This is a genomic window from Flavobacterium hydatis, assembly GCF_000737695.1.
GTDB classification, from domain to species: Bacteria; Bacteroidota; Bacteroidia; order Flavobacteriales; family Flavobacteriaceae; genus Flavobacterium; species Flavobacterium hydatis.
In genome coordinates this window covers 215,348-236,780 of sequence record NZ_JPRM01000015.1, presented here as the reverse complement: position 1 = coordinate 236,780, position 21,433 = coordinate 215,348, and the positions used below count along the sequence as shown (strand labels likewise).

The following is a 21,433-nucleotide window of genomic DNA, read 5'->3' as shown; positions in this document are numbered from 1 at the left end:
TTTATACTAGCCTTTTTTTATTGCAGATATACATAATGATTATAATAGTCTATAATCGCTTTACCCTGAAGTAAAACATCGGCTCCAATAATACCATGAACAGGTCTTGCTTTGTATTGTCGTAAAGCTTCGTTTACGTGTGAAAGGTCAAAAATTACTAAAGCAAAATCTAAATCTTTCCAAGAACCAATTTGTAATATATTGTTAGACGCCGTTTGGGTAAGCATTCCCGTTGCTCCAGCTCCGGCAGCTTTAGTTTTTGAAGCTTCAGCGCCCAATGCAAAACGCTCAATACTCTCAAAACCTACACAAGTATTAGATGCACCAGTATCTAATATAAAATTCCCGGAAATACCATTGATTTTGGCTTTTATTAAAAGGTGTTGTGTTTTGGTAACTTTGAATTTTATTTTTTTGTATTTCTCTTTTTTGAGAACATCGTGAAGGTTTTCCATTTTTGGTACTGATTGAATATCAAAAATAAACCAATTACGGCCAATAAACTAATGATGTATAGCATATAATTTGAAGATTTATCTTCAGTAGAAATTGAGCCATAATACACAAAAGAACTCCAATAATAAGGAGATTTCTTGGCATTCGGAATCGATTTGTTGTTTAAAAAATCAAGTTTAGCATTGGTATTGGCTTCAAAATACGAAACGTTATTTTTGATGTTTTTATAAAAATCAGCCATAAAAACCGATGTTGTATAATCGTTTACTTTCCATAATGAAAACAATAAGTTCTGAGCTCCCGCAAACTGAAAGCCTCTTGCAATGCTCATTGCACCTTCGCCTTTATATAATTTTCCTATTCCTGTTTCGCAGGCACTCAAAACAACTAAATCAGGATTTAGAGTAAGATTATACAATTCTGAATACAGTATTTCCTGATCATAAAATTTGATGCTTGCCGGAGTTTCGACATCGCCAGAAGAAGCATGTGTACTTAAATGCAAAATTGAGTATTGGGAAGCATTGTTTTTGAAGTTGGCAAAAGTAGCATCAGAGTTCTCAAGAAACTTGCCTTGAAAGTTTGTTTGTATCGATTGCAATTCCTTTTTGGAATAACTCAATTCATAAGCCGTTTTTTCGAAAATAGGAAAAATACCCAAAACAGTTTTTTCTGATTTTGAAACTGGTTTTGAATTCAGATAATTACTAGCCGAAGTGTTATATGCAATTTTAAAATCATGGAGTAAATAATGCATTTTAGCAAAATTCGTTGTAGATGATTCTTGCGTAATCAAAGCTTCAAACGGTAAGAAATTAAGGATTCCGTCGGGAACAATAATGAGGTTTTTGTAAATAGTATTTTTAGGTAATTTCAGCATATCAAAAACTTTTTTTCCGACTCTGTTATATCCAGAAATATCATCATTAATGTTATTTGAATTGCTGAAATATTGAATGAATTCCATAATTTGAGGCATTGCCGTATCGGTGATATTAAAATGGTTCAATGCAATTCTTTGGTCATGTAATGTAAAATAATAGATTTCTTCAAACCCCATAAAATAATAAACCATTACAGCTTTGTCTTTTTCTAGTTTTGATGACAGCGTTTTTAAATCACAGGTTTCGGGAATGTAATCAGGATTTTTAGATTGTATTTGTTTTAAAGAAAGCATCAATTCGTTTTGCTTTTTTATGGCTCTATTGATGTTTGCAATGTTTGCTGAATCTCCTTTTTGCTGTTCTTTTAAAATTTCATTGTTTAAGTTTTGAATCTGTTGTAATAATGATTTTTCTTCTGATGTAGAGGTTTTAATATTCGAACGATAATTTTTCAGTATACCCGATTTGGTTCTTTCGGATAATTGAAAAGCTTGTTCTATGTATTTAATGTCTTTTTCTTTTTCGTATAATCTACCATAAATAGAAATGCATTTTTCAGTACGATTACGAGCTCGTATTTGTGTAATGATTTTAGAGTTTTCATAGACTAATGCATTCATCAGTAAATCTTCAATATAAAAAGAAAGACTAAATGCTTCGAGCGCTTTTTTAGGTTGACTTTGTTTCTTGAAAATATCCGCTTGTAAGTCGAGTAAATCTATTAAAACAGTTTCGGCGTATAATTGATTTTTATTGGGTAAACTGTTTTTTGAGATTTTGTAATTCGGAATTAAAAGACGGAAAGCTATATCTATTTGTTTGGAGCACTCATCATATTCTCGTTGGTCAAAAAGTAACAATGCCTTTTCATAATACAACTTGGCTATTTTACGAGGTTGTTGGTTTGGAGTTTCTAGAAATAGTTTTTCCGCTTTCTCCAAATAAGAATTTGCAATATCAAATTTCTGCCATTGTCTGTTTAAAGCTGCTAAATTTCGGTAAGAATTGGATAAAGTTTCTGATTGACCTTTTTCGTTTTTTAAATATTGTGCAGCCGATTCAAATGCTTTTTCAGTATTAGAATAGGCATTCGATTTAACGATAAATCCATTAGTACTCAATAAATAACCATTCCCCAGATTATTCCATAAAATCCCTTTTTGAGCATTTGATAATTTTTCGGTTTTTAAAGTGCTTTCGAGTAAATCGATTGCTGATGTACTTTTGCCTGAACTTATGTAAACATTGGATAAATTAAGAATTGCTGCAAATTTTTGTTTCTGAGCTTCCGGGTAATTCTTAGAGGTATTTACGATATAAAAATATTGTTTTATGGTATTTTCGGCACTATCATAATCGCCCAAAACAGTATATAAATTGCCTAAAGGTTTCAGGCAATATTCGATAATATCGTAATCTTTCAGTTTGTTTTTTTCGTAAATCTGCCAGGCTTTTTCGTAACTCGTAATTGCCTTTTCGGTTTGCCCAAACTGATTTTCATAATAGGCTTTGTTGCAGTTTAAAACTACAATGGCGAGTAACTCGTCTTTGGTTTTGGGATTTTGGTTTTTCCAGAAAGTGGTTTCTGTATTTGTTAGATTTTGTAATGTTTTCGCAGATGGATGCGCTATAAAAGAATCAATTGCAAGATATATTTTGTCTTCCTGACGTTGCCCGAAAACATTCAGACTTGTAAAGAAGAAAATTAAAATATATAAGCAAGTTAATTTCATATTAGTTAAGTATTGTAGGCTAGAATTAACCATGTAAGTTATTTAAGGTCATATAACTTTTGTGCATATATTGATTTAGCTTAAATGTACTTATATCACTTATATGGTAGAATAACCGTGCCATTCGTGGTAAACCTTTTTCGCGTATCTCTGTGAAAAATCTCTGTGAAAAATCTCTGTGAAAAATCTCTGTGAAAAATCTCTGTGTAACTTAGCGTAATAGCTAATAATTAAAACCTCCAAATTCCATAAAACTGGAAATAATTAAAATTCTGTTCAAAGTTTATCACATAACGCGCGCCTAAACTCGGGCCAATTCTAGCAAAACCAGCTGTTAAGTCGAATAAAAGACCTGTTTTAAAATCGGCAAATGAGTTCTTGACAGAAGTTGATTCCGTTTTGGTGTCTAGTAAATACTGATCCGTTCCGCCTTCAAAAGTTTCTAATTTTATGGTTTGAGTCTGTTCTTCCGAGACATTGATGTTGGCTTGTAAACCAGTGCCAATCCCGATGTAATTATTAATGTTGTAACGAATAAGAACGGGAACTTCCCAATTGATATTTTTGTTTTCGGTACTGGTTGTCATACGCTGGAATTGTTTTACGCCATTTGCATTTACCCCAATTCCTTCTCGTGTTGTAACGCCGCTTTCGTATTTGTTTATCGCATTGAGCCATTCGGCTTGCCAATAAAATCGATAAGATTTAAAAGGCGAAATTGTTGCACCTACAAAATAACTTGTCGATTTGTCTAAATCGGGATATAGATTATAACCTGCTTTTGCACCAATAGATATTCCGGGTAGGAATCTTGTAGTGGCATAATTGGTAATAATAGGTTCATTCTTATCGAATATTATGGCGGTTCGGCTTCGGGTTTTTACTTTATGAAAGTCATCGCCAAACTTCATAGAATATTTTACAAAACCTTTGGTACTGTCTTTTTCTTTTACATTTTTTTGTTCGCTTCCGGGCAAATAGATATTCTTGAAAGTAAAGAATATCTGCTTTTGTTTGATAATTGTATCTAAACAGCTTGTGGTTGGGATTTCGTCTTTGGGGCAAATAGGGCATTTTGGGTACATATCTTCTATCTGAAATGTTTTTTTGTCGAACATATCAGGAATATCCGTCTCGAGTCGGATCATTCGGGCTGGACCTTCGCCGTTGTTTTGGAAACGGGTCTTAAAATTGACTCTTTTAAAACGTACCAATCTGTAATTCATAAAACTTCCGTTAGATCCCATTTTGTTTGGGTCGTGAGAAGTCACAATTTCCATTTCGAGATTTTTTATTTTATGGTTTTTATAACTTCGGTTGGGTACAAATATCCCTCGCATGGTTACGGTTGCACTGGTATCTTTAATCATTTCGGGAGTGGTCTTAAAAGTGTAAAATACATTTCGGGTTTCACTCGGGTTGACATCGTCAAATTCTATAATCGAAACATTATGATAGGTTTTATTTGCGTCTAGTAATGATGCATCTAGATTTTCTTCGGTGGTTGTGTTTCTATATTTTTTAGTTCGAATGTTGTTTTCGGCTGAAGCCAAATAAGTTCTGGTATCATCAAGGTCATTTACAGCAGCAACGGTGTTTTCTTTTATTTCGCGTTCGCCAGCGTAAGTTCGGAAATCGACTAATTGGAAATTATTGTCTTTAAATTGTTTTTCGTTATAAAAAAGATAGAGTTTTCCGCTAGAAACATAGTTTTCCAGATTTTGATAACTTACTACAACTACCATTTCCTGATCGGGAATTGGGTCACAATTTTTTAGGATTGCAAATCCGTTTTGATCGACAATCGAGGCAATATCTTTGTAACTGTTGTCGGTAATATCATTAATGGCAACTTTTTTAGGTCGTGTTGCGGGAGGTTTTCCGTTGTCGTAATTGTTGGTTACGGCAAGTCTTGTGGTATATGTTCCTTTGTTTTTATAAACATGTTTGGGTTCGGCTTGTTTACTGTAATGACCGTCGCCAAGTTCCCATAAATAAGAATAGCTAGGTTTTGGCGCTCCCGCAATAGGAATTAATGGCGGAGTTTCGGGTTTGAAACTTACCAGATTTCCGTTTACACTATAACCAATATTAGCTCTTCGGGTTATGGTGTCTTTTACTTTGGTTTGTGAGAACGAGAATATAGAAAAAAGAATAAAGAGGATAGATAGTAGTGGTTTCATAACTATTGGTTTTTAGCCCTGATAGTAGCGGAAATCCTTTTCCTGACTTCTTTAGGAAGGAAAAGATTGCAACGAATAGCAGGATTAGCTTCTTAAAATCACAGGATTAAATCTTAAAACTGGATTAAATGTAAAAAAAAGTGATGAGCAAATCACCACTTTTTCTTAAAAAGTATTTTGTAAGTTACTGAATAGCATTGATTGCCGCTATCAGTTGGGCTTCGGTACCGACTGTTGTTTCGGTTAGTGTAAAGGTGTAAACATCATTGGCAGCAACTGTAACTGCTTTGATAGCGTAACGCCATTGTCCATTATCTTCGGTTACAAAAATTACGTGGCAAGCAAGCCCAATTGGTATTTGTCCGTAATGCTCGCTAAATAATCCTGCTGATGTATAGGTGTCTAATTTTGCAAGTGCATTTGTTCCTTCGCCATCGTAAGATAAATAAACTGCACTATTTGTGTTGTCGTATCCTTGTGGTGCTTTTACCAAAAGTGTAGTTTTAGGTCTTGGGTCGCTATAAAAACGGTCTACGTTTGTCCAGCCAAAGCTTCCGAAATGTACATAATAATTGCCTCCTTCTGCCTGAACTCCATCTTTACCGCCATTTCCTCCTGCATCGGGTTTTGGTTGTTCCCATGCTAATTCTCCTTTATCATCGATTGCGCCTTTCCAGATGGTCATTAAATTATCGACTCCGCCAGTTAAAGCTGTAGGAACAACTAAATTCATGTAGCAAGTTGTTTTTAGTTCTACGCCGCCTTGAGTGGCTTTAACGAAGAATTCTCCACCTGAGATTAATAAATTTTTATTTCCGTCGGGCATAACTCCCATGGTAGGTTTGTTTGAGATAAGCATATTGCCTTTATCAAAAAGTTCTACGTATTCGATATCGACAACACCAGTTACAGGATTTCCGTTTTTGGTAAGGCAATCTCCGTTTATGGTTAGTTTAACTCCTTTGGCAGAAGTAAGGGTTACTGCGCCAGTTCCTGCTGTGATGGTAAAGTTTTGGGTATTTTTTTTAAGTCCTTTTTCGCTGATGCTTTTAAACGCTGCACCAGATGGTGGGATAACAATGTTGTCGCCATAATTGTTGTCATCGCTATTGTCGCAACTAACAAACGTGAATATTGCTAAGAATAAAAGTCCGATTGTTTTAAAATTTGTGTTCATGATTTCTAGTTTTAATGGTTGTTATAGTAATAGATGTTTTGGGTTAAAGATTTGTTACCCCTGTTTTTGGTTTATTTTTAAATTACTTTAAAACCAAGGGCAATATAGGGTTGTGCGTAATCTGGAACAGGACCTCCGGCACCATAAAAATTAGAACTTAAGAAAACAGCATTACCTTGAGTGATAGGATATGGCACGGTTGTAAAATTGTTTTTTCTTAAAATACGCCCTACAGTTTGGTTGAGTACGGTGTAACCTGGCAGAATGGTTCTTTTTACAGTAATAATATCACCTGAAGCTACTGGTACTGGAGTTATAGATTGATAATCTAGTGTGGTTTGAGAAAAAGTATGAATCCCTGAATAAGTGGCACTTGTTGTAGTGTTTGTAATCTCGATAGTATAACCGCCTGTATAAGTAGTTGGGTTTTGATATCCTACAGTACAAATTTCTCCATTAGCATTTATCTGGATGGTATATTCGTGTGTTTCCAAATCCATTGTTGTAATGTCGTCATAACCATTTGCGGTTGTAAAGGCAGTTGTAATAAGTGTAGAAACATAGGTTGAGTCGCAAACATTATTTGTTGGGTCATTGTCATTATCGCAACTCGAGATTGCAAAAACTGCGATAGATAATATCAAAGTTGGTAGTGTTTTCATGATTTCTAGTTTTAATAGTTATTATAGTAATAGATGTTTTTGTTGGAATAATTGTTACCCTAGTTTCGGGTTTATTTTAAAAGGCATTTTTCTTCAAATAGATTTCCATCTTCGTCTAAGGCAACAAGAATATTTTTTTTCTTAGAAAGGGTGATGATTAGATAAATCCAAACTATCGACCATAAGCCTAGAGTAATGCAGGTAAAGAATAAGTGCAGGGAATGGTTTATTTCTTTTTTCTCTTTGGATAAAACTACATAAGGAAGTTTCTCGTTATGCTCGACAATTACAAAACCATTTCGGATTTTGGTAGAAAGCATCTTATGAAATTGGTCTAAATTTTTCTCGTTTATAAATTGATAACTTTCCATTTCTCTTAATTTTTTAATTGTTTTAAAAGATTCTTGTTTTGGTATATCAACTTGATTATATAATTGTTACCCCTGAAATGGAGATTTATTTTCGGATTTTTTTTACATTAGCTAATTAAAAAGTCGTTTTATGGGCCAAACTAAAATTCATCCTGATCAAATGTATATTGAAGGGCTTGCCGCAAATGATTCGGCGGTGATTCAATCTATCTATAAAAAGTTTGTTCCTAAAGTGGTTTCGTATATAATGAACAATTCTGGCGATAAGGATCAGGCGCAAGATGTGGTTCAGGAAATAATGATTTTGCTTTTTAATCAGGCTAAAGCCAATGCACTACAATTGACTTGCCCATTTGATGCTTACTTTTTCTTGCTATGTAAAAGAAAGTGGCTTAATGAATTAAAAAAAACATCGAATAAAGGGGTAACAATTAACGAAGATGTAGCATCTATAAATGAATCTGCACATGAATTGGTTGATCAAACCGAAGAATTTGAAGAGAAACAACAATTGTTTGATGTCATGTTCCATAAATTAGGAGAGAAATGTCAGGAATTGTTAAAGCTGAGTTTTACGATAAAATCGATGGAAGAAGTAGCCGAGAAACTAAATGTAACTTATGGTTATGTTCGCAAAAAGAAATCGCTTTGTATTGGTCAGTTAACAGAGTGGATTCAGGAAAGTAAGAACTTTAAATCTCTAAAAAATAAGTAGTCATGAACGAAGAACGCTATATATTATTCGATCAATATCTTCAGGGAGAAATGACTGTTGAAGAAAAAAAAAGTTTTGAGAAACAATTAGCCGAAAATCCAGAATTTGTTACGGCATTTGAGACTTTTAAAAACGTAAATCTTCATTTGGAAACCAAATTTGGGTATAAAAAAGAAAGAGAAGAATTTAAAGAAAATCTAACTCAGATTTCGAATACTCATTTTAATAAAAAGAAGAAAAAAAATAAAGCGGTATCTTTAAAACCTTGGTATTATGCAGTTGCAGCTTCTGTTGCAGTTTTAATTGGTTTGTTCTTTTTTAACTATGATTCGAATCCTGTTTTTGAAGATTTTAATCATCCAGAGCAAGCTACTTTTACCGAAAGAGGAGATGCAAATATTGCATTAAAACAAGCTGAAGTAGCATTTAATGCCAGAAAATATAAAGATGCAATTCCGCTTTTTGAGGAAACTCTAAAAGAAATTAAAACACCCGAGATTCAGTATTTTTATGGTGTTGCTTTATTACAAGAAAATGAGTTCCAGAAAGCCGAAGCTGTCTTTAATGAATTAAAAACGGGAACATCTGTTTATAAAGACAAAGCATTATGGAATCTTGCTTTGAGCAAATTAAAACAGAAAGATTATCAATCGTGCAAAGATATTTTAGAAACGATTTCTCAAGATTATGAAGGTTATGATGATGTACAAGATCTCTTGAACGAATTAGATTAAAGGATTATTTCGCTAAACACACAAAGATTCGCAAAGAGTTAAGATGCTTTGCGAATTTTTTTTGTGGAGTTACTTACAGGACTTCGACTCCGCTCAGTTTGACAAGATTGCGAATAGAAAAAATCAGTTTTTATCCGCGTTTTCGCTTTTGCGAATCCGTTTAATCTGCGTACCATTTACCATAATATTATTGATATGCTCAGCCTAACAAGATTGCGTGTAAAACAATGATAAATAGAAATTAAAGCAACATTTTTTTGTTGCTTTTTTTATGATTGTAATCAAATTCGGATTTTAATTTCTAAATTCGATTCCGCAATTACACTAACCTCAAACTATTTATAATTTTAACCTTTTTACTGAATGCAAAAAATTACCCTATTTATTCTTCTTGTTTTTTCACATACCATTTTTAGCCAAACCAAAATTACCGAAACCGAAAAATTAGCTGCTACCTGTAAAGTATGGGGCTTTTTAAAATATTACCACCCAAAAGTTGCCAAAGGCGATTTTAACTGGGACAACCAACTTCTCGAAGTCTTACCGAAAATAGAACAAGCGAAAACTAAAAAAGAGTTTTCATTGGTTATGGAAAATTGGATAGATTCTCTAGGTGAAGTAAAAGATATTGCGCCAATAATTGCGCCAAAAGATGTAGCGTATTTTGATAAGAACTTTGACATAAGCTGGATTGACAGCAATAAATTATTTTCGAAAAAACTTTCTGCCAAATTGAGGTTTATTGAGGATAATAGATTCCAGACCGATGAGGAAATAGGACCAGGGTATAATCCTTTTAAAAACGGAAATTATTTTGATCTTAAGTACGATAATAAAAATTCAAGAATTTTATGGATGTGTATGTATTGGAATCTAGTAGAATACTTTTTTCCAGACAAATATCTTATGGATAAAAAATGGGATAAAACTCTAGATGAGATATTGCCTTTAGTTCTTGAAGCGAAAAACGAGAATGATTTTTACGCAACAATGACAAGAATGTCTACTAGACTCAATGATAGTCATGTTGAATTTGTGACGTATGAATCTAACAAAAGTATGAAATACTATTTCCCTGCTGATTGTAAAATAATTGATGAGAAAATGGTGGTTACAGAAATTTTGGGTGATAGTCTGGCAGAAGCAAGTAATATTAAAATAGGAGATGTAATTGTTAAAATAAATGATAAAACCATTGCAACGCTTATTTTAGAAAATAGGGATCTTGTTTGTGCTTCAAACGAAGCTTCTTATCTAAATAAAATTGTAGGCTCAATTTTGATGTCTGATTCAGATAATGTTAAAGTTGAATTTTTAAAGGATGGAAAGTCCGAAATAAAAGCAATGACTTGGTTTGATTATCATGATTCTCATAGAAATGAGTTTAAAAAGGGAGCAATGAAAAAGAAGGATAAGTTTAAACTCTTGGATAAAAATATTGGATATGTGAATATGGGAGTTATAAAAGTTAGACATATTCCGGATATGATTGAAGCACTAAAATCTACAAAAGCTATTGTTTTTGATATGAGAAATTATCCAAACGGAACTTATGAAGAAATCTCTAAATTTTTAAATGCTCACGAAGAAAAATTTGCAATTTACACCTATCCTGATTTTAGTTATCCGGGAAGATTTAAATGGACAGAAGGAACAAATTGTGGCTCTGAAAACAAAGATCATTATAAGGGTAAAGTTATTGTATTGCTTAACGAAGATTCTATGAGTCAGGCTGAATGGACTGCGATGTCTTTTCAAACTGCTGGAAATACTACAATTATAGGAAGCCAAACGGGTGGAGCTGATGGAAATGTAACAGAACTTGATTTTAAAGAATTTCATACAAGATATTCAGGAATTGGTGTTTATTATCCTGATAAACGCGAAACACAAAGAATAGGAATCGTTCCTGATATCGAAGTTAAACCTACAATTGAAGGGATTCAGCAAGGGAAAGATGAGGTTCTAGACCGTGCAATAAAATTTATTGAAACAGGAGTATAGTGACTCAGTTTGTCAATAAAGACAATATTGGGGAGAAGGGACTAGGTTCAGAGGAACAAAGGCGCAAAGGAACAAAGGCACAAAGTCGCAAAGGTTTTCTGTAGAGACGCACCGCAGTGCGTCTACGCAATACTTATTACTTGTTACTCGTTCTGAAAAGATTACGAATAGAAAATCAGTTTTTGTCCGCGTTTTCACTTTAGTGAATCCGTTTAATCTGCGTACTATTTATCATGAGGCTTGATGTTGTATTTTACAGCAAAATTTGGTTATTGTAATCAAATTGGGAAAGTTTTTATTATTGTCGTAATTTTGGGCTTTTAAAATTATAAAATTGAACCCAACAACAATTATTACCGATACACATACACATTTATATTCAGAGGAATTTGACCAAGATCGAGGTGAGATGATTCAGAGAGCGATTGATGCTGGTGTTTCTCGTTTTTTTATTCCTGCTATCGATGCAGCTTGCACCCAATCTATGTATGATTTGGAGCAAAAATATCCAGATAATGTATTCTTAATGATGGGTTTGCATCCCACTTACGTAAAAGATAATTATGTCGATGAGCTTAAACATGTAGAAACAGAATTAGCAAAACGAAAATTCTACGCAGTTGGCGAAATCGGAATTGATTTATACTGGGATAAAACCCATTTAAAAGAACAACAAATTGCTTTTAGAACTCAAATTCAATGGGCAAAACAATATAAATTACCAATCGTTATTCACTGTCGTGATGCTTTTGATGAGATTTTTGAAATCTTAGAAGAAGAAAAATCAGATGAATTATTTGGTATCTTTCATTGCTTTACTGGAACTCACGAGCAAGCATTACAGGCGATTTCTTATAATATGAAACTCGGAATCGGTGGTGTGGTGACTTTTAAAAACGGAAAAATCGACCAATTCCTGAATCAAATCGATTTAAAACATATTGTTCTCGAAACCGATTCGCCATATTTAGCACCAATTCCTTTTCGCGGAAAGCGAAACGAAAGTAGTTATTTGCTGAACGTTGTATCAAAATTAGCCGATATATATGACGTTTCTGAAGAAGAAATAGCAGTGGTAACTACCCAAAATTCAAAAGACGTTTTTGGGATTTAACTTAGAACGTATGATACTTTAATTTTTTTTTTGTTCATTTGTCCACTTAAAAATAGATATTTATAATGCAGAAATTTGATGCGATTCGACCGTTTTATGATTCAGAAGTAAATGAAGCCCTTCATGGTGTAGCAAATCATCCTATGATGAAAGCCATGATGAACTTTTCATTTCCAGAGTTAGACGACGAAGTTTGGAAGGAACAATTGAAGAGAACTCACTCTATTCGTGATTTTCAATGCAATTTTATTTATCAGACAATTCAAAAAGTTCTCGAAAGAAGTTCAGAAGGATTAACAACTTCGGGATTCGAGAAACTAGAAAAAAACACTTCTTACTTATTTGTTTCTAATCATAGAGACATTCTTTTAGATACAACATTATTAAATGTTTGCTTGTTTGAGCATGGTTTGGTAATGACTGCTTCGGCAATTGGAGATAATTTGGTTAAAAAAGCGTTCTTGAATGTTTTGGCTAAATTAAATCGTAATTTCTTGGTTTTACGTGGTCTTTCGCCTCGTGAAATGTTGCAAAGTTCTAAGTTATTATCGGAGTATATCGGACATTTATTGTTTCGTGAGAACCGTTCGGTTTGGATTGCACAACGTGAGGGAAGAACCAAAGACGGAAATGACGCTACAAATCCTGGTGTTCTTAAAATGTTAGGAATGGGATCTGATGAAGCGAACCTGATGGATTATTTCAAGAAAATGAAAATAGTTCCTGTTTCGATTTCATACGAATATGACCCAACCGATGCTTTGAAAATGCCACAATTAATGGCAGAAGCGAATAATGAGATTTACATTAAAGAAAAAAATGAAGATTTCATGACCATTTTAAGTGGTATCATGGGAACTAAAAAGAGAATACATATTTCGGTAGGAGATGTTCTAGATAAAGAAATTGACCTGATTGCTGCTGAAAATGACAATTCGAATAAACAAATTCAAGCATTGGCACAAGCTATAGATGATTCGATATTAAAGAATTATAAATTATGGCCAACTAATTTTATCGCTTACGATATTTTAAACAAAACCGATAAATTTGCTCATTTGTATAAAGAAAATGAAAAATTACTTTTTGAGCGTCGTTTAGAAATGCGTATCGGAAGTGATAATCCTGTTACAAGACAAGGTTTTTTATGTATGTATGCAAATCCTGTTGTCAACAAATTAAAATACCAAGATGTCATCTAAAGCCAAAATACTTTTAATTTATACCGGTGGAACTATCGGTATGAGCAAAGATTTTGAGACTGGAGCGCTCAAAGCCTTCAACTTTAGTAAATTATTACAAAAAATTCCTGAGTTGAAACAATTGGATTGCGAAATCGAAACGGTTTCGTTTGATACTCCAATTGATTCATCGAATATGAATCCTGAAGAATGGACAAAAATTGCCGTGATTATAGAAGATAATTATGAGTCTTTTGATGGTTTTGTAGTTCTTCATGGTTCAGATACCATGTCATATTCTGCATCGGCATTAAGTTTTATGCTGGAGAGTTTATCTAAACCTGTGATTTTTACGGGTTCGCAATTATCAATTGGGGATTTGCGAACTGATGCTAAAGAAAATCTTATCACAGCGATTCAGATAGCTTCACTTCAGCAAGACGGAAAACCTGTAATCAATGAAGTTTGTTTGTATTTTGAATACAAATTATACCGTGGTAACAGAACATCTAAAGTAAATGCGGAACATTTTAAAGCTTTTACAGCTCCAAATTACCCAGAATTGGTAGAATCTGGAGTGCATTTAAAATTAAATTCGCATTTGTTTTTGCCTATAAAAACGTCTTCGAAATTAATCGTTCACAAAAAATTAGACAATCACGTTGCCATAATAAAAATGTTTCCTGGAATGAGCGAACCAGTTTTGGCAGCAATATTGGCAATTCCGGACTTAAAAGGAATTGTTCTGGAAACTTACGGATCTGGAAATGCACCAACAGAAGATTGGTTTCTTAATGCTATTAAAAAAGCCATTCAGTCTGGTATGCACATTGTAAACGTAACACAATGTTCGGGTGGAAGTGTGAATATGGGACAATATGAGACAAGTACAGTTCTTAAAGAACTTGGTGTAATCTCTGGAAAAGACATCACAACTGAGGCAGCAATTACAAAACTAATGTACTTGTTAGGTCACGGAATCGAAGCAGAAAATTTCAAGACTGTTTTTGAAACTGCTTTACGCGGTGAGATTTCTCTTTAAATTTAGTTAAAGATATAAGTGATTTAAGTTCATTTTAGTGAAAATCTTCCCCAATATTGTCATTTCGAGGGACGAGAAATCTTCACGAGAAACTCGACAAAGATTGGCAGTACTTGCGAAGATTTCTCTTTAAATTCAATTAAACATATAAGTGATTTAAGTAAATATAAGCTAAACTTAAAGAAGCTCAAACTTTAATGAACTTACATCACTTATATGGTAAAAAAAAAATGAATTGTTGTAAAACTAGTTTTTATAACGAACCTCACAAGTTCCAAACTCTTCTTGAGAACTACGGTTTTTATAATACACATAAACAATTACTGAAAGTATACAGATTACTCCTTGAATGGCAACAGTATTTCGGGTTCCTATAAAATGTGATAGATATCCAATTATTAAACTTCCCACAGGAATCATTCCTTGGTATGCCATAAGGTAATAGCTAATGCTTCGGGAACGCATATGTGTGGCACTTTGGGTTTGTATGTATATGTTTATTGATGAGGTTTGTGCCATCATCCCAACGCCACTCAATGCCATGCAAATAAGTGCTATGGTTAAACTGCTTGAATAAGCCAAAATAATAATGCTAAATCCTAACAACAAGCTGGCAGCAATCATTATTTTATTCATGTTTTGCGATGTTTTTAAGTTAGCCAGATAAATAGCCGATAAGACAGAACCAATACCAGCCGCACTCTCGAACCAACTAAAAGTTTGCGCGTTTCCGCTAAAGATATCCTTTGCAAAAACTGGCATAAGTGTATTGAAAGAAATTACAAATAAACTACTGCACATTAACATCAGAAGCATTTTTGCCATTTCGGTTTCTTTTTTAACGTAATCCCAACCTTCTATAAAGTCTTCTAGCATTTTAAGCTTATCGGTTGCTTTAATGTGAGGCGTGATTTTCATCATTAATAAAGAAACCAAAACAGGAATGTAGCTTAGGAAGTTTCCAATAAAACAGATGTCTTCGCCATAATTGTGCAAAATAATTCCAGCCAAAGCAGGACCAGCAATTCGGGCAAAATTGTTTAGAGTAGCATTTAAGGCAACTGCATTTGGTAAATCCTCTTTGTTATCTACAATCTCGACCATCATGGTTTGTCTGCAAGTCATGTCGAATGCATTTATGACTCCTTGAAACAAACTTAGCCCTAAGATATAATTGATGTTGTATATTTTTAGATAAATCAGCAAGGCCAATGCACCCGCTTGAAGCATTGCCAAAGATTGTAGTACAATCATACTGCGATGTCTGTCGTAACGTCCAATAATACTTCCTGCTAATGGTGCTAAGAATAAAGACGGTATCATGCTTAAAAACGTCGTTAGTCCTAAAAGGAATACGGAACCCGTAATGCTATAAACCATCCAACTTACGGCAGTTTTTTGCAACCACGTGCCAATAACCGAAACTGATTGACCGTAAAAGAATAACTTGAAGTTCTTTGATTTTAATGCTTTAAACATGATTGTGAAACTTTTTTACAAAGTTCGGGATTATGTTTTCATTAGAAAAATTAATAATTTTACTGATAATAATTACTTTGTCTAATCGATATGGAAATCTTTCAACTAGAATATTTTATAAAAACTGCCGAAACACTTCATTTTACCAAAGCGGCCGAATTGTGTTTTGTGACCCAATCGGGATTGTCACAACAAATAAAAAAGTTGGAAGAGGAACTCGGTCTTCCTTTGTTTGTTAGGATTGGCAAGAAAGTGCAGCTTACGGAGGCGGGTTCGGTATTTCTGATTCATGCGAAACAAGTTATAGAAAACGTTCAGAGTGGTAAACAGGCTATTGATGATTTGAACGAAATGATTGGCGGAGAACTCAGAATTGGAGTTACTTATATTTTTGGACTTTTGGTTTTGCCAATTGTCGATTTGTTTGCCAAAACATACCCGCATTTAAAAATTGTTGTTGAATATGGCACAACTGAGCCTTTAGAAAAAAAGCTATTGAATAATGAATTAGATTTGGTTTTGGTCATTTCTTCTAATGAAATAGAACTTCCTTTTCAAAAATTTCCATTGTTTACATCAAAGTTGGTGTTGGCAGTTTCAAAAACGCATTCATTAGCCGTTTTAGATAAAATCCCCTTTAAAGAGATAGAAGAACTTCCGCTTATTTTGCCCGTAAAAGGATTTAATTCTAGAGAGTTTCTTGATGAATTGTTTTTGAAAAATAACATGAAACCTAAAGTTTCTATTGAATTAAATGCAGTTCAGGCATTATTGCGATTGGTGGGCGATGGCGATTATTGGGCAACAGTTGTAACCGAGAAAGCTCTGAGAGGATGGGATAATATAAAAGCGATTAACATTACTGGAGTCGAGACTAAACGAGATTCATTTATGTTAACGATAGAAGGGGCGTATCAAAAAAAGGCAGTAAAATTATTTATAGAAGAATTTAAGAAAAGTATGTAAGGATTAGTCGATTTTATTTTATTACCTCGTTTTTTTTCGTGTTATTTGCAAACCTAATTTAGAGAGGTGTCCGAGTGGTTGAAGGAGCTAGCCTGGAAAGCTAGTATATGGGTAACTGTATCGAGGGTTCGAATCCCTTCCTCTCTGCAAAAAAAAGCGCAAATTCAATTAATTGAAATTGCGCTTTTTTATTTTTTATATAAATTTAAAGGACATTTACTTCCCTTTTAATAGTTTTTCCAAATATTCATTTTTATCCTTTTCAGCCTGAACTAAACGTTCGTAAAGTTCGACAACTTTGTCAAGAGGATTAAATGAACAATTATTTGATTGAATGGCTCCATTACTATAGCTAAAGTCATTATCATAAATGTTATTAAAATAATTAATCACATTTTCTTCTGAAAAGTTTTTAATTGCTTCAACAGTTACTCCAAGAGCCTTTGCTACTTCTTTAAGTTTCTCTTCGTCTATGTTTTCACTGTTTTCTATAGCAGAAATTGCTTGCTGATTTGTTCCCATAGCCTGTGCAAGTGCTTCTTGTTTCATGTCTTTAAGTTCACGAATACGGCTTATTTTACGCCCTATATGATATGGTTTTGTTGTTGCGCTCATAAATCAAAGATATTTAAAATTTTTAGAGAAAATAGATTTTAGTAAAAAACAGGCTTGTTTTTGTAAGATACGGTTTTCAATATTTATACAAAAATACAGTTTTTCAGATGATTTATTAAAACACAATCTATCAATTTTCAAAAGCAATATTTATTTTTTGTAAGTAAATATTGACTATTTTTGCATTTTACCAAAATATAGAAATTATGGAAATCAAAAATCAAGTATTAGATGCTATAAAAAAAGCTGAACAGCCTGTAAATGCAGGTAAAGTAGTTGAGTTAACTAAATTAGATCGTAAAGAAGTAGATAAGGCTATGAAAAAATTGAAGGACGAAGGCTTAATAGTTTCTCCTAAACGTTGTTTTTGGGAAGCAAAATAAGTTTTAAATTTAAACTAAAACCCCTTGCGAAGTTTTATTGGAGCAACGCTAAATGTGTGGAGAGAAAAAAAATTACCACAGAGAACGCAAAGTTTTTAAATATACTAAGTTTAGTAAAAACACAAAGTTCACAAAGCTTTGTGTACTTAAATTATGTAAACACAACTTAAATGGTAGTGAACTTTGCGAAAATCTTTGCGTTCTCCGTGATAAAAAATAATTAATGAGCATATTTTTTTATGTTTCTTTACAACATTTAGCGTTGATTTATTTTATGCACAAGGGGTTCGTTATATAATTACAAATCTCTTTTATCTATTTAATAGCTTAGATGAGACTTTATAACTTGCGGCATATTGAAGATTTTCTCCACTTTCTTTAAATTTAATAAATGCTTTTCGGTACCATTTTAAATCAGAGTTGAAATCGTCTGGACCAAGTACATCATAAAACTCTCCGTTTTTCCAAGGTTCAATTCCTAAAATTTCAATTCCAAGTTTTTCTACTCTATCAAGAACGATTTCAAAATCATCTTCAGAAAAATAATATATTGATTCAGAATCAAATCCATCATTTAGGTTTTCAAGTCCAACAAAAACATATTCTATTAAATAATTCAATTTGTCCATCTTTAGTAGATTTTAACTTTGTTATCCTAAATCAATTCTTTCAACGTTAGGAGTAAATGCTAGTAAATCTGTAAACAGGAGTTTGTTATCTCTCGTTTCGTAGCTCCAATTTATAAATTGCAGATAATGCGAACGATCATTATTGCCTAAACTACTTCTGTTATCCAAAAGATTTTTACAGTTTTTATTATCTAGCCATTCGAATATTTCTGTAAACGTTTTACCTCTTTCTCTTATAAACAAAGCCAGTTCCGGAAGAATAGATTTTGTTTCTTCAGAAATATGTATGTTTAATCCATATCTCGATTCAAATTTTGAAAGACTATACTTGTCCAAATCTGTTATGAATTTTGGATTTAGCTTTAATTGTTCGTCAACATTAGCTTTTTCTTCTGCAGATATTGGTTTTAAGAATGTACTCGAGCAAAAATCTGTACCTACTTGCTTTTTGAATTTTGAATTAAAAAGACGCTTCAGTATTACAAAAGGTTCATCTAAAGTTCCAATCTTATCTTTTGTTATAGCACGAACGAAGAAATGATATTCTTCAAACTCAATAGGAACAAATTTCTCAATTCGATGAATTCCTTTTGAATAGGATTTAACCCATTGTCCAACCTGAAAATCTTTATGTGTATTCATACTCTGAATTGATATTATTTTGATTTGGAAGTAGATTCTATTATTTTAATTTTTTCTTCGAGAATTTTAATTTTTTCATTCTGTTTTTCAAGTTCAATAATTTTTTTGTTTTGTTCAATTACATAAAGCGTCAATTCCTCTATTTTTTGTAAAAATTTGGAATTTAAGCTTCCTAAATCAACTCCGTTTTCTTTCATTTTTTCGGCAGTTATAACTTCAGGCAAATGCTTCTGAACTGTTACAAATTTCTCTAATTCATCTAAAGGCATTAGCTTATAATCTTTTTCAAAAACAAAATCGGCTCCATCTAGATTTACTTTAATCTCATTAGCTCTAATTGATCCATTAACATCAAGTTTATAATTGGTATTTTGTTGAGTAGTTTTCCCAATCAATAAATTGCCATTTGCTATATAATGATTTGCAGTCCCATTAATTTTTAAACTTCCTGCTGATTCAACATCGTTTTTAGAATCCAGTAATGTAGTCCATTCAGACCAAGTGTTTTCACCGTAGAATGCTTGTCGGTATCTTATTTTTGAATTATCCCACCCTCCGAAATTTAATTGACTGGTTTGGTGTGCATACAAACCATAAATTTCCAATATAGTTCCAAATTGTGTTGGTCCTCCCGAATTATAACTATCCAATAATTTCAAAGACATAGGATATATTCCAGTTCTTGGAGGAGTTGAGAAATCAATTACTTGATGATTAAAAGTTAATTGATCTATTTGTGCATAACTGCATATCGGTAATACAGCAAAAAATAAAATAATTTGTAATTTCTTCATTTTGTTATGAGGTTATTGTTTATTAAAATACTTGAGAAAATCTTTATAATTTAATCTCAAACAAGCTAAAAGAACCTTCTTTGTAATGTTCCGGTAATTCGCTAGTCCATTCGATAACGCTAACACCTTTAAAATCAAAACCGCAACTCGTGTAGTATTTGTTTATTCTTTCGTTTCCGCTATGTGTGTCTAGTCTTATATAAGATTTACCATTTTCTTTGGCATATATTTTTACCCATTCTATGATTTTTGTAACATAAGAACGACCTCTAAATTTTGGGTTCGTAGCAATACGATGAAGATATACTGCAGGATCTTGAGCAGCTTCTTTCCAGATAATCAAATCATTAAAAGTAAGCACAAATGTACAGGCAACTTCCCCTTCATCTTTGATTATAAAATGGCGGTCTTCGGCAATTTCTTTCTCTATTAATGCTTTTTCAAAACCTCTCCAGCTTTTGTTATTAACTGTTTTTTGATAAGACGTAGCTTCATTATAGATATCGAAAACGGCATCAATATCTTCGTTTGTAGTTTTAAAAAATTCCATTGTAGTGTTTTATTCTGTAGATTAATCAATTCCTCAAAGATAAATCTTTCCGATGCTTTACGTCTGTAAAATTATTAGTTTTTACTTTTTTCGTTGGTGTTTAACCAGACTACATTCTGTTCCGATTTGTGTTCTTGCTCAATAATATCTCTATATAGTTCTGGTCTTCTAGCTTTTATGTAACGATTTCCACCAGCCTGAATGCATTTTTCGGGAGTAATTATTGCTGTTGCAAAAGAGTCATCAAAAGAACGACATTCGGCGATTACATCACCAAAAGGGTCAATAATCATCGAGCAACCATTTTTTAATTGGTCATCGTCCATACCAATTGGGTTTGAGAAAACAGCATAAATAGCATTGTCATATGCTCTTGCAGGCAACCATTTCATTAACCAATCACGACCTTTCATTCCGTCAAATTCTAATCGTAACGAAGTTGGGTCGGCTTCGCGATTTTCCCAAAGCTCAGGTGCAACAAAACCAGCGCCAGGTCGGGTAGAAGGAGTACACATTGTTACGTGTGGCATAAAAATAATATCGGCACCCAAAAGTGTTGTTGCACGTACGTTTTCGATAATGTTATTGTCGTAGCAAATTAAGATTCCGCATTTCCAACCCTTGATTTCAAAGATGCAATAGTTATCTCCAGGTGTTAGGTAGGGATTTATAAATGGATGTAGTTTTCGGTACTTGGCAACCAAACCATTTTTATCTACGCAAACATAGGCTTTGAATAAATTATCGTTCTCATCTTTTTCAAAAAGTCCTGCTAATATTACGATGTCATTCTTTTTGGCTATTTCGGTAAGTTTTAAGATGCTTTCTCCGCTCGGGATAACTTCTGCAAGACTCAGCATTTGTTCTTTCGATAAATGCCTTGCAAATGTATATCCGGTTATAGAGCATTCGTGAAACGCAATTACATTACAACCTTCGCTAGATGCTTTTTGCGAGAGTTTTTCGATTACAGATAAATTATAGTTTTTATCGCCGCTTTTATTCTCAAACTGTGCTGTGGCTATTTTTAGATTTTTCATATTATACGCTATTAATTTTAGGCAAAAATAGCGTTGCCGATAATTTACAAATTGTATAAAACCGACATTTTAATCTGTG

General features: G+C 33.1%; 21 protein-coding genes and 1 tRNA gene. 9 read left to right on the top strand and 13 right to left on the bottom strand.

Translation table 11 applies throughout. The features are described from left to right. Window positions 1–17 precede the first annotated feature (17 nt). The 6 genes from IW20_RS11500 to IW20_RS11475 all read right to left on the bottom strand — a co-directional run bounded on the left by IW20_RS11500 (window position 18) and on the right by IW20_RS11475 (window position 7,466). Window positions 18–455 (bottom strand): retropepsin-like aspartic protease, encoded by a 438-nt coding sequence (locus IW20_RS11500; RefSeq protein ID WP_035622161.1) that lies wholly within the window; start codon window positions 453–455, stop codon window positions 18–20. Beyond that, the gene (locus IW20_RS11495) at window positions 407–3,073 is read right to left on the bottom strand and encodes a CHAT domain-containing protein (RefSeq protein WP_035622159.1); all 2,667 of its coding nucleotides are present in this window, start codon (window positions 3,071–3,073) and stop codon (window positions 407–409) included. Before IW20_RS11495 ends, IW20_RS11500 begins: the two co-directional genes overlap by 49 nt. A gap of 230 nt (window positions 3,074–3,303) precedes the next feature. Beyond that, a complete protein-coding gene (locus IW20_RS11490) occupies window positions 3,304–5,256 on the bottom strand; it encodes a DUF7849 domain-containing protein (RefSeq protein WP_035622156.1) in 1,953 nt (650 codons plus the stop codon). A 184-nt stretch (window positions 5,257–5,440) separates the two neighbouring features. Beyond that, complete coding sequence (locus IW20_RS11485; RefSeq protein WP_035622154.1) at window positions 5,441–6,433, bottom strand: hypothetical protein; 993 nt, start codon at window positions 6,431–6,433, stop codon at window positions 5,441–5,443. A gap of 77 nt (window positions 6,434–6,510) precedes the next feature. Continuing rightward, a complete protein-coding gene (locus IW20_RS11480; protein ID WP_035622152.1) occupies window positions 6,511–7,095 on the bottom strand; it encodes a hypothetical protein in 585 nt (194 codons plus the stop codon). 71 nt (window positions 7,096–7,166) lie between these two features. Further along, window positions 7,167–7,466, bottom strand: a complete 300-nt coding sequence (locus IW20_RS11475; RefSeq protein WP_035622150.1) for a hypothetical protein — start codon at window positions 7,464–7,466, stop codon at window positions 7,167–7,169. Between the two features lie 130 nt (window positions 7,467–7,596). Between IW20_RS11475 and IW20_RS11470 the strand changes: the two genes are divergently transcribed. From IW20_RS11470 to IW20_RS11445, 6 genes are all read left to right on the top strand, one after another. Continuing rightward, complete coding sequence (locus tag IW20_RS11470; RefSeq protein ID WP_035622148.1) at window positions 7,597–8,181, top strand: RNA polymerase sigma factor; 585 nt, start codon at window positions 7,597–7,599, stop codon at window positions 8,179–8,181. Window positions 8,182–8,183: 2 nt separating this feature from the next. After that, complete coding sequence (locus tag IW20_RS11465) at window positions 8,184–8,915, top strand: tetratricopeptide repeat protein (RefSeq protein WP_035622145.1); 732 nt, start codon at window positions 8,184–8,186, stop codon at window positions 8,913–8,915. A 363-nt stretch (window positions 8,916–9,278) separates the two neighbouring features. Continuing rightward, on the top strand, window positions 9,279–10,919 hold the full coding sequence (locus IW20_RS11460) for a S41 family peptidase (RefSeq protein ID WP_035622140.1): 1,641 nt from the start codon (window positions 9,279–9,281) through the stop codon (window positions 10,917–10,919). A gap of 334 nt (window positions 10,920–11,253) precedes the next feature. Further along, entirely contained in the window at window positions 11,254–12,033 is a 780-nt protein-coding gene (locus IW20_RS11455) for a TatD family hydrolase (protein ID WP_035622138.1), read from the top strand. A 65-nt stretch (window positions 12,034–12,098) separates the two neighbouring features. Next, window positions 12,099–13,235: a 1-acyl-sn-glycerol-3-phosphate acyltransferase gene (locus IW20_RS11450; RefSeq protein WP_035622132.1), complete on the top strand. Its 1,137-nt coding sequence runs from the start codon at window positions 12,099–12,101 to the stop codon at window positions 13,233–13,235. Then, complete coding sequence (locus IW20_RS11445; protein WP_035622129.1) at window positions 13,225–14,256, top strand: asparaginase; 1,032 nt, start codon at window positions 13,225–13,227, stop codon at window positions 14,254–14,256. The genes IW20_RS11450 and IW20_RS11445 overlap by 11 nt, the downstream gene beginning before the upstream one ends. Window positions 14,257–14,502: 246 nt before the next feature. Here IW20_RS11445 and IW20_RS11440 read toward each other — a convergent pair whose 3' ends face one another. Further along, a complete protein-coding gene (locus IW20_RS11440) occupies window positions 14,503–15,735 on the bottom strand; it encodes an MFS transporter (protein WP_035622128.1) in 1,233 nt (410 codons plus the stop codon). 90 nt (window positions 15,736–15,825) lie between these two features. Between IW20_RS11440 and IW20_RS11435 the strand changes: the two genes are divergently transcribed. Together IW20_RS11435 and IW20_RS11430 are read left to right on the top strand one after the other, a co-directional pair. Continuing rightward, on the top strand, window positions 15,826–16,701 hold the full coding sequence (locus IW20_RS11435) for a LysR substrate-binding domain-containing protein (RefSeq protein WP_035622125.1): 876 nt from the start codon (window positions 15,826–15,828) through the stop codon (window positions 16,699–16,701). 60 nt (window positions 16,702–16,761) lie between these two features. Continuing rightward, window positions 16,762–16,848 (top strand) — tRNA-Ser (locus tag IW20_RS11430). 69 nt (window positions 16,849–16,917) lie between these two features. Here IW20_RS11430 and IW20_RS11425 read toward each other — a convergent pair. Then, complete coding sequence (locus IW20_RS11425; RefSeq protein ID WP_035622122.1) at window positions 16,918–17,316, bottom strand: helix-turn-helix domain-containing protein; 399 nt, start codon at window positions 17,314–17,316, stop codon at window positions 16,918–16,920. A 206-nt stretch (window positions 17,317–17,522) separates the two neighbouring features. Between IW20_RS11425 and IW20_RS11420 the strand changes: the two genes are divergently transcribed. Further along, the gene (locus IW20_RS11420) at window positions 17,523–17,699 is read left to right on the top strand and encodes a MarR family transcriptional regulator (RefSeq protein ID WP_035622119.1); all 177 of its coding nucleotides are present in this window, start codon (window positions 17,523–17,525) and stop codon (window positions 17,697–17,699) included. Between the two features lie 311 nt (window positions 17,700–18,010). Here IW20_RS11420 and IW20_RS11415 read toward each other — a convergent pair whose 3' ends face one another. The 5 genes from IW20_RS11415 to IW20_RS11395 form a co-directional block, all read right to left on the bottom strand. Continuing rightward, complete coding sequence (locus tag IW20_RS11415; protein WP_035622118.1) at window positions 18,011–18,328, bottom strand: hypothetical protein; 318 nt, start codon at window positions 18,326–18,328, stop codon at window positions 18,011–18,013. Window positions 18,329–18,349: 21 nt separating this feature from the next. Further along, window positions 18,350–18,970 (bottom strand): hypothetical protein, encoded by a 621-nt coding sequence (locus IW20_RS11410; RefSeq protein WP_035622117.1) that lies wholly within the window; start codon window positions 18,968–18,970, stop codon window positions 18,350–18,352. Window positions 18,971–18,984: 14 nt separating this feature from the next. Next, a complete protein-coding gene (locus IW20_RS25340; protein WP_051885707.1) occupies window positions 18,985–19,764 on the bottom strand; it encodes a hypothetical protein in 780 nt (259 codons plus the stop codon). A gap of 43 nt (window positions 19,765–19,807) precedes the next feature. Next, a complete protein-coding gene (locus IW20_RS11400) occupies window positions 19,808–20,314 on the bottom strand; it encodes a GNAT family N-acetyltransferase (protein ID WP_035622114.1) in 507 nt (168 codons plus the stop codon). 74 nt (window positions 20,315–20,388) lie between these two features. Further along, window positions 20,389–21,354, bottom strand: coding sequence for a nitrilase family protein (locus IW20_RS11395; RefSeq protein WP_035622111.1), 966 nt, complete (start codon window positions 21,352–21,354; stop codon window positions 20,389–20,391). Window positions 21,355–21,433 lie beyond the last annotated feature (79 nt).

Bases quoted from the DNA above. Each gene is read 5' to 3' on its own strand.
- IW20_RS11410 (WP_035622117.1), bottom strand. From the start codon at position 18,970: ATGAATACACATAAAGATTTTCAGGTTGGACAATGGGTTAAATCCTAT.
- IW20_RS11395 (WP_035622111.1), bottom strand. From the start codon at position 21,354: ATGAAAAATCTAAAAATAGCCACAGCACAGTTTGAGAATAAAAGCGGC.
- IW20_RS11485 (WP_035622154.1), bottom strand. From the start codon at position 6,433: ATGAACACAAATTTTAAAACAATCGGACTTTTATTCTTAGCAATATTC.
- IW20_RS11420 (WP_035622119.1), top strand. From the start codon at position 17,523: ATGGAAATCAAAAATCAAGTATTAGATGCTATAAAAAAAGCTGAACAG.
- IW20_RS11500 (WP_035622161.1), bottom strand. From the start codon at position 455: ATGGAAAACCTTCACGATGTTCTCAAAAAAGAGAAATACAAAAAAATA.
- IW20_RS11415 (WP_035622118.1), bottom strand. From the start codon at position 18,328: ATGGACAAATTGAATTATTTAATAGAATATGTTTTTGTTGGACTTGAA.
- IW20_RS11480 (WP_035622152.1), bottom strand. From the start codon at position 7,095: ATGAAAACACTACCAACTTTGATATTATCTATCGCAGTTTTTGCAATC.
- IW20_RS11465 (WP_035622145.1), top strand. From the start codon at position 8,184: ATGAACGAAGAACGCTATATATTATTCGATCAATATCTTCAGGGAGAA.
- IW20_RS11445 (WP_035622129.1), top strand. From the start codon at position 13,225: ATGTCATCTAAAGCCAAAATACTTTTAATTTATACCGGTGGAACTATC.
- IW20_RS11425 (WP_035622122.1), bottom strand. From the start codon at position 17,316: ATGAGCGCAACAACAAAACCATATCATATAGGGCGTAAAATAAGCCGT.
- IW20_RS11475 (WP_035622150.1), bottom strand. From the start codon at position 7,466: ATGGAAAGTTATCAATTTATAAACGAGAAAAATTTAGACCAATTTCAT.
- IW20_RS11490 (WP_035622156.1), bottom strand. From the start codon at position 5,256: ATGAAACCACTACTATCTATCCTCTTTATTCTTTTTTCTATATTCTCG.
- IW20_RS11470 (WP_035622148.1), top strand. From the start codon at position 7,597: ATGGGCCAAACTAAAATTCATCCTGATCAAATGTATATTGAAGGGCTT.
- IW20_RS11400 (WP_035622114.1), bottom strand. From the start codon at position 20,314: ATGGAATTTTTTAAAACTACAAACGAAGATATTGATGCCGTTTTCGAT.
- IW20_RS25340 (WP_051885707.1), bottom strand. From the start codon at position 19,764: ATGAAGAAATTACAAATTATTTTATTTTTTGCTGTATTACCGATATGC.
- IW20_RS11435 (WP_035622125.1), top strand. From the start codon at position 15,826: ATGGAAATCTTTCAACTAGAATATTTTATAAAAACTGCCGAAACACTT.
- IW20_RS11450 (WP_035622132.1), top strand. From the start codon at position 12,099: ATGCAGAAATTTGATGCGATTCGACCGTTTTATGATTCAGAAGTAAAT.
- IW20_RS11440 (WP_035622128.1), bottom strand. From the start codon at position 15,735: ATGTTTAAAGCATTAAAATCAAAGAACTTCAAGTTATTCTTTTACGGT.
- IW20_RS11460 (WP_035622140.1), top strand. From the start codon at position 9,279: ATGCAAAAAATTACCCTATTTATTCTTCTTGTTTTTTCACATACCATT.
- IW20_RS11495 (WP_035622159.1), bottom strand. From the start codon at position 3,073: ATGAAATTAACTTGCTTATATATTTTAATTTTCTTCTTTACAAGTCTG.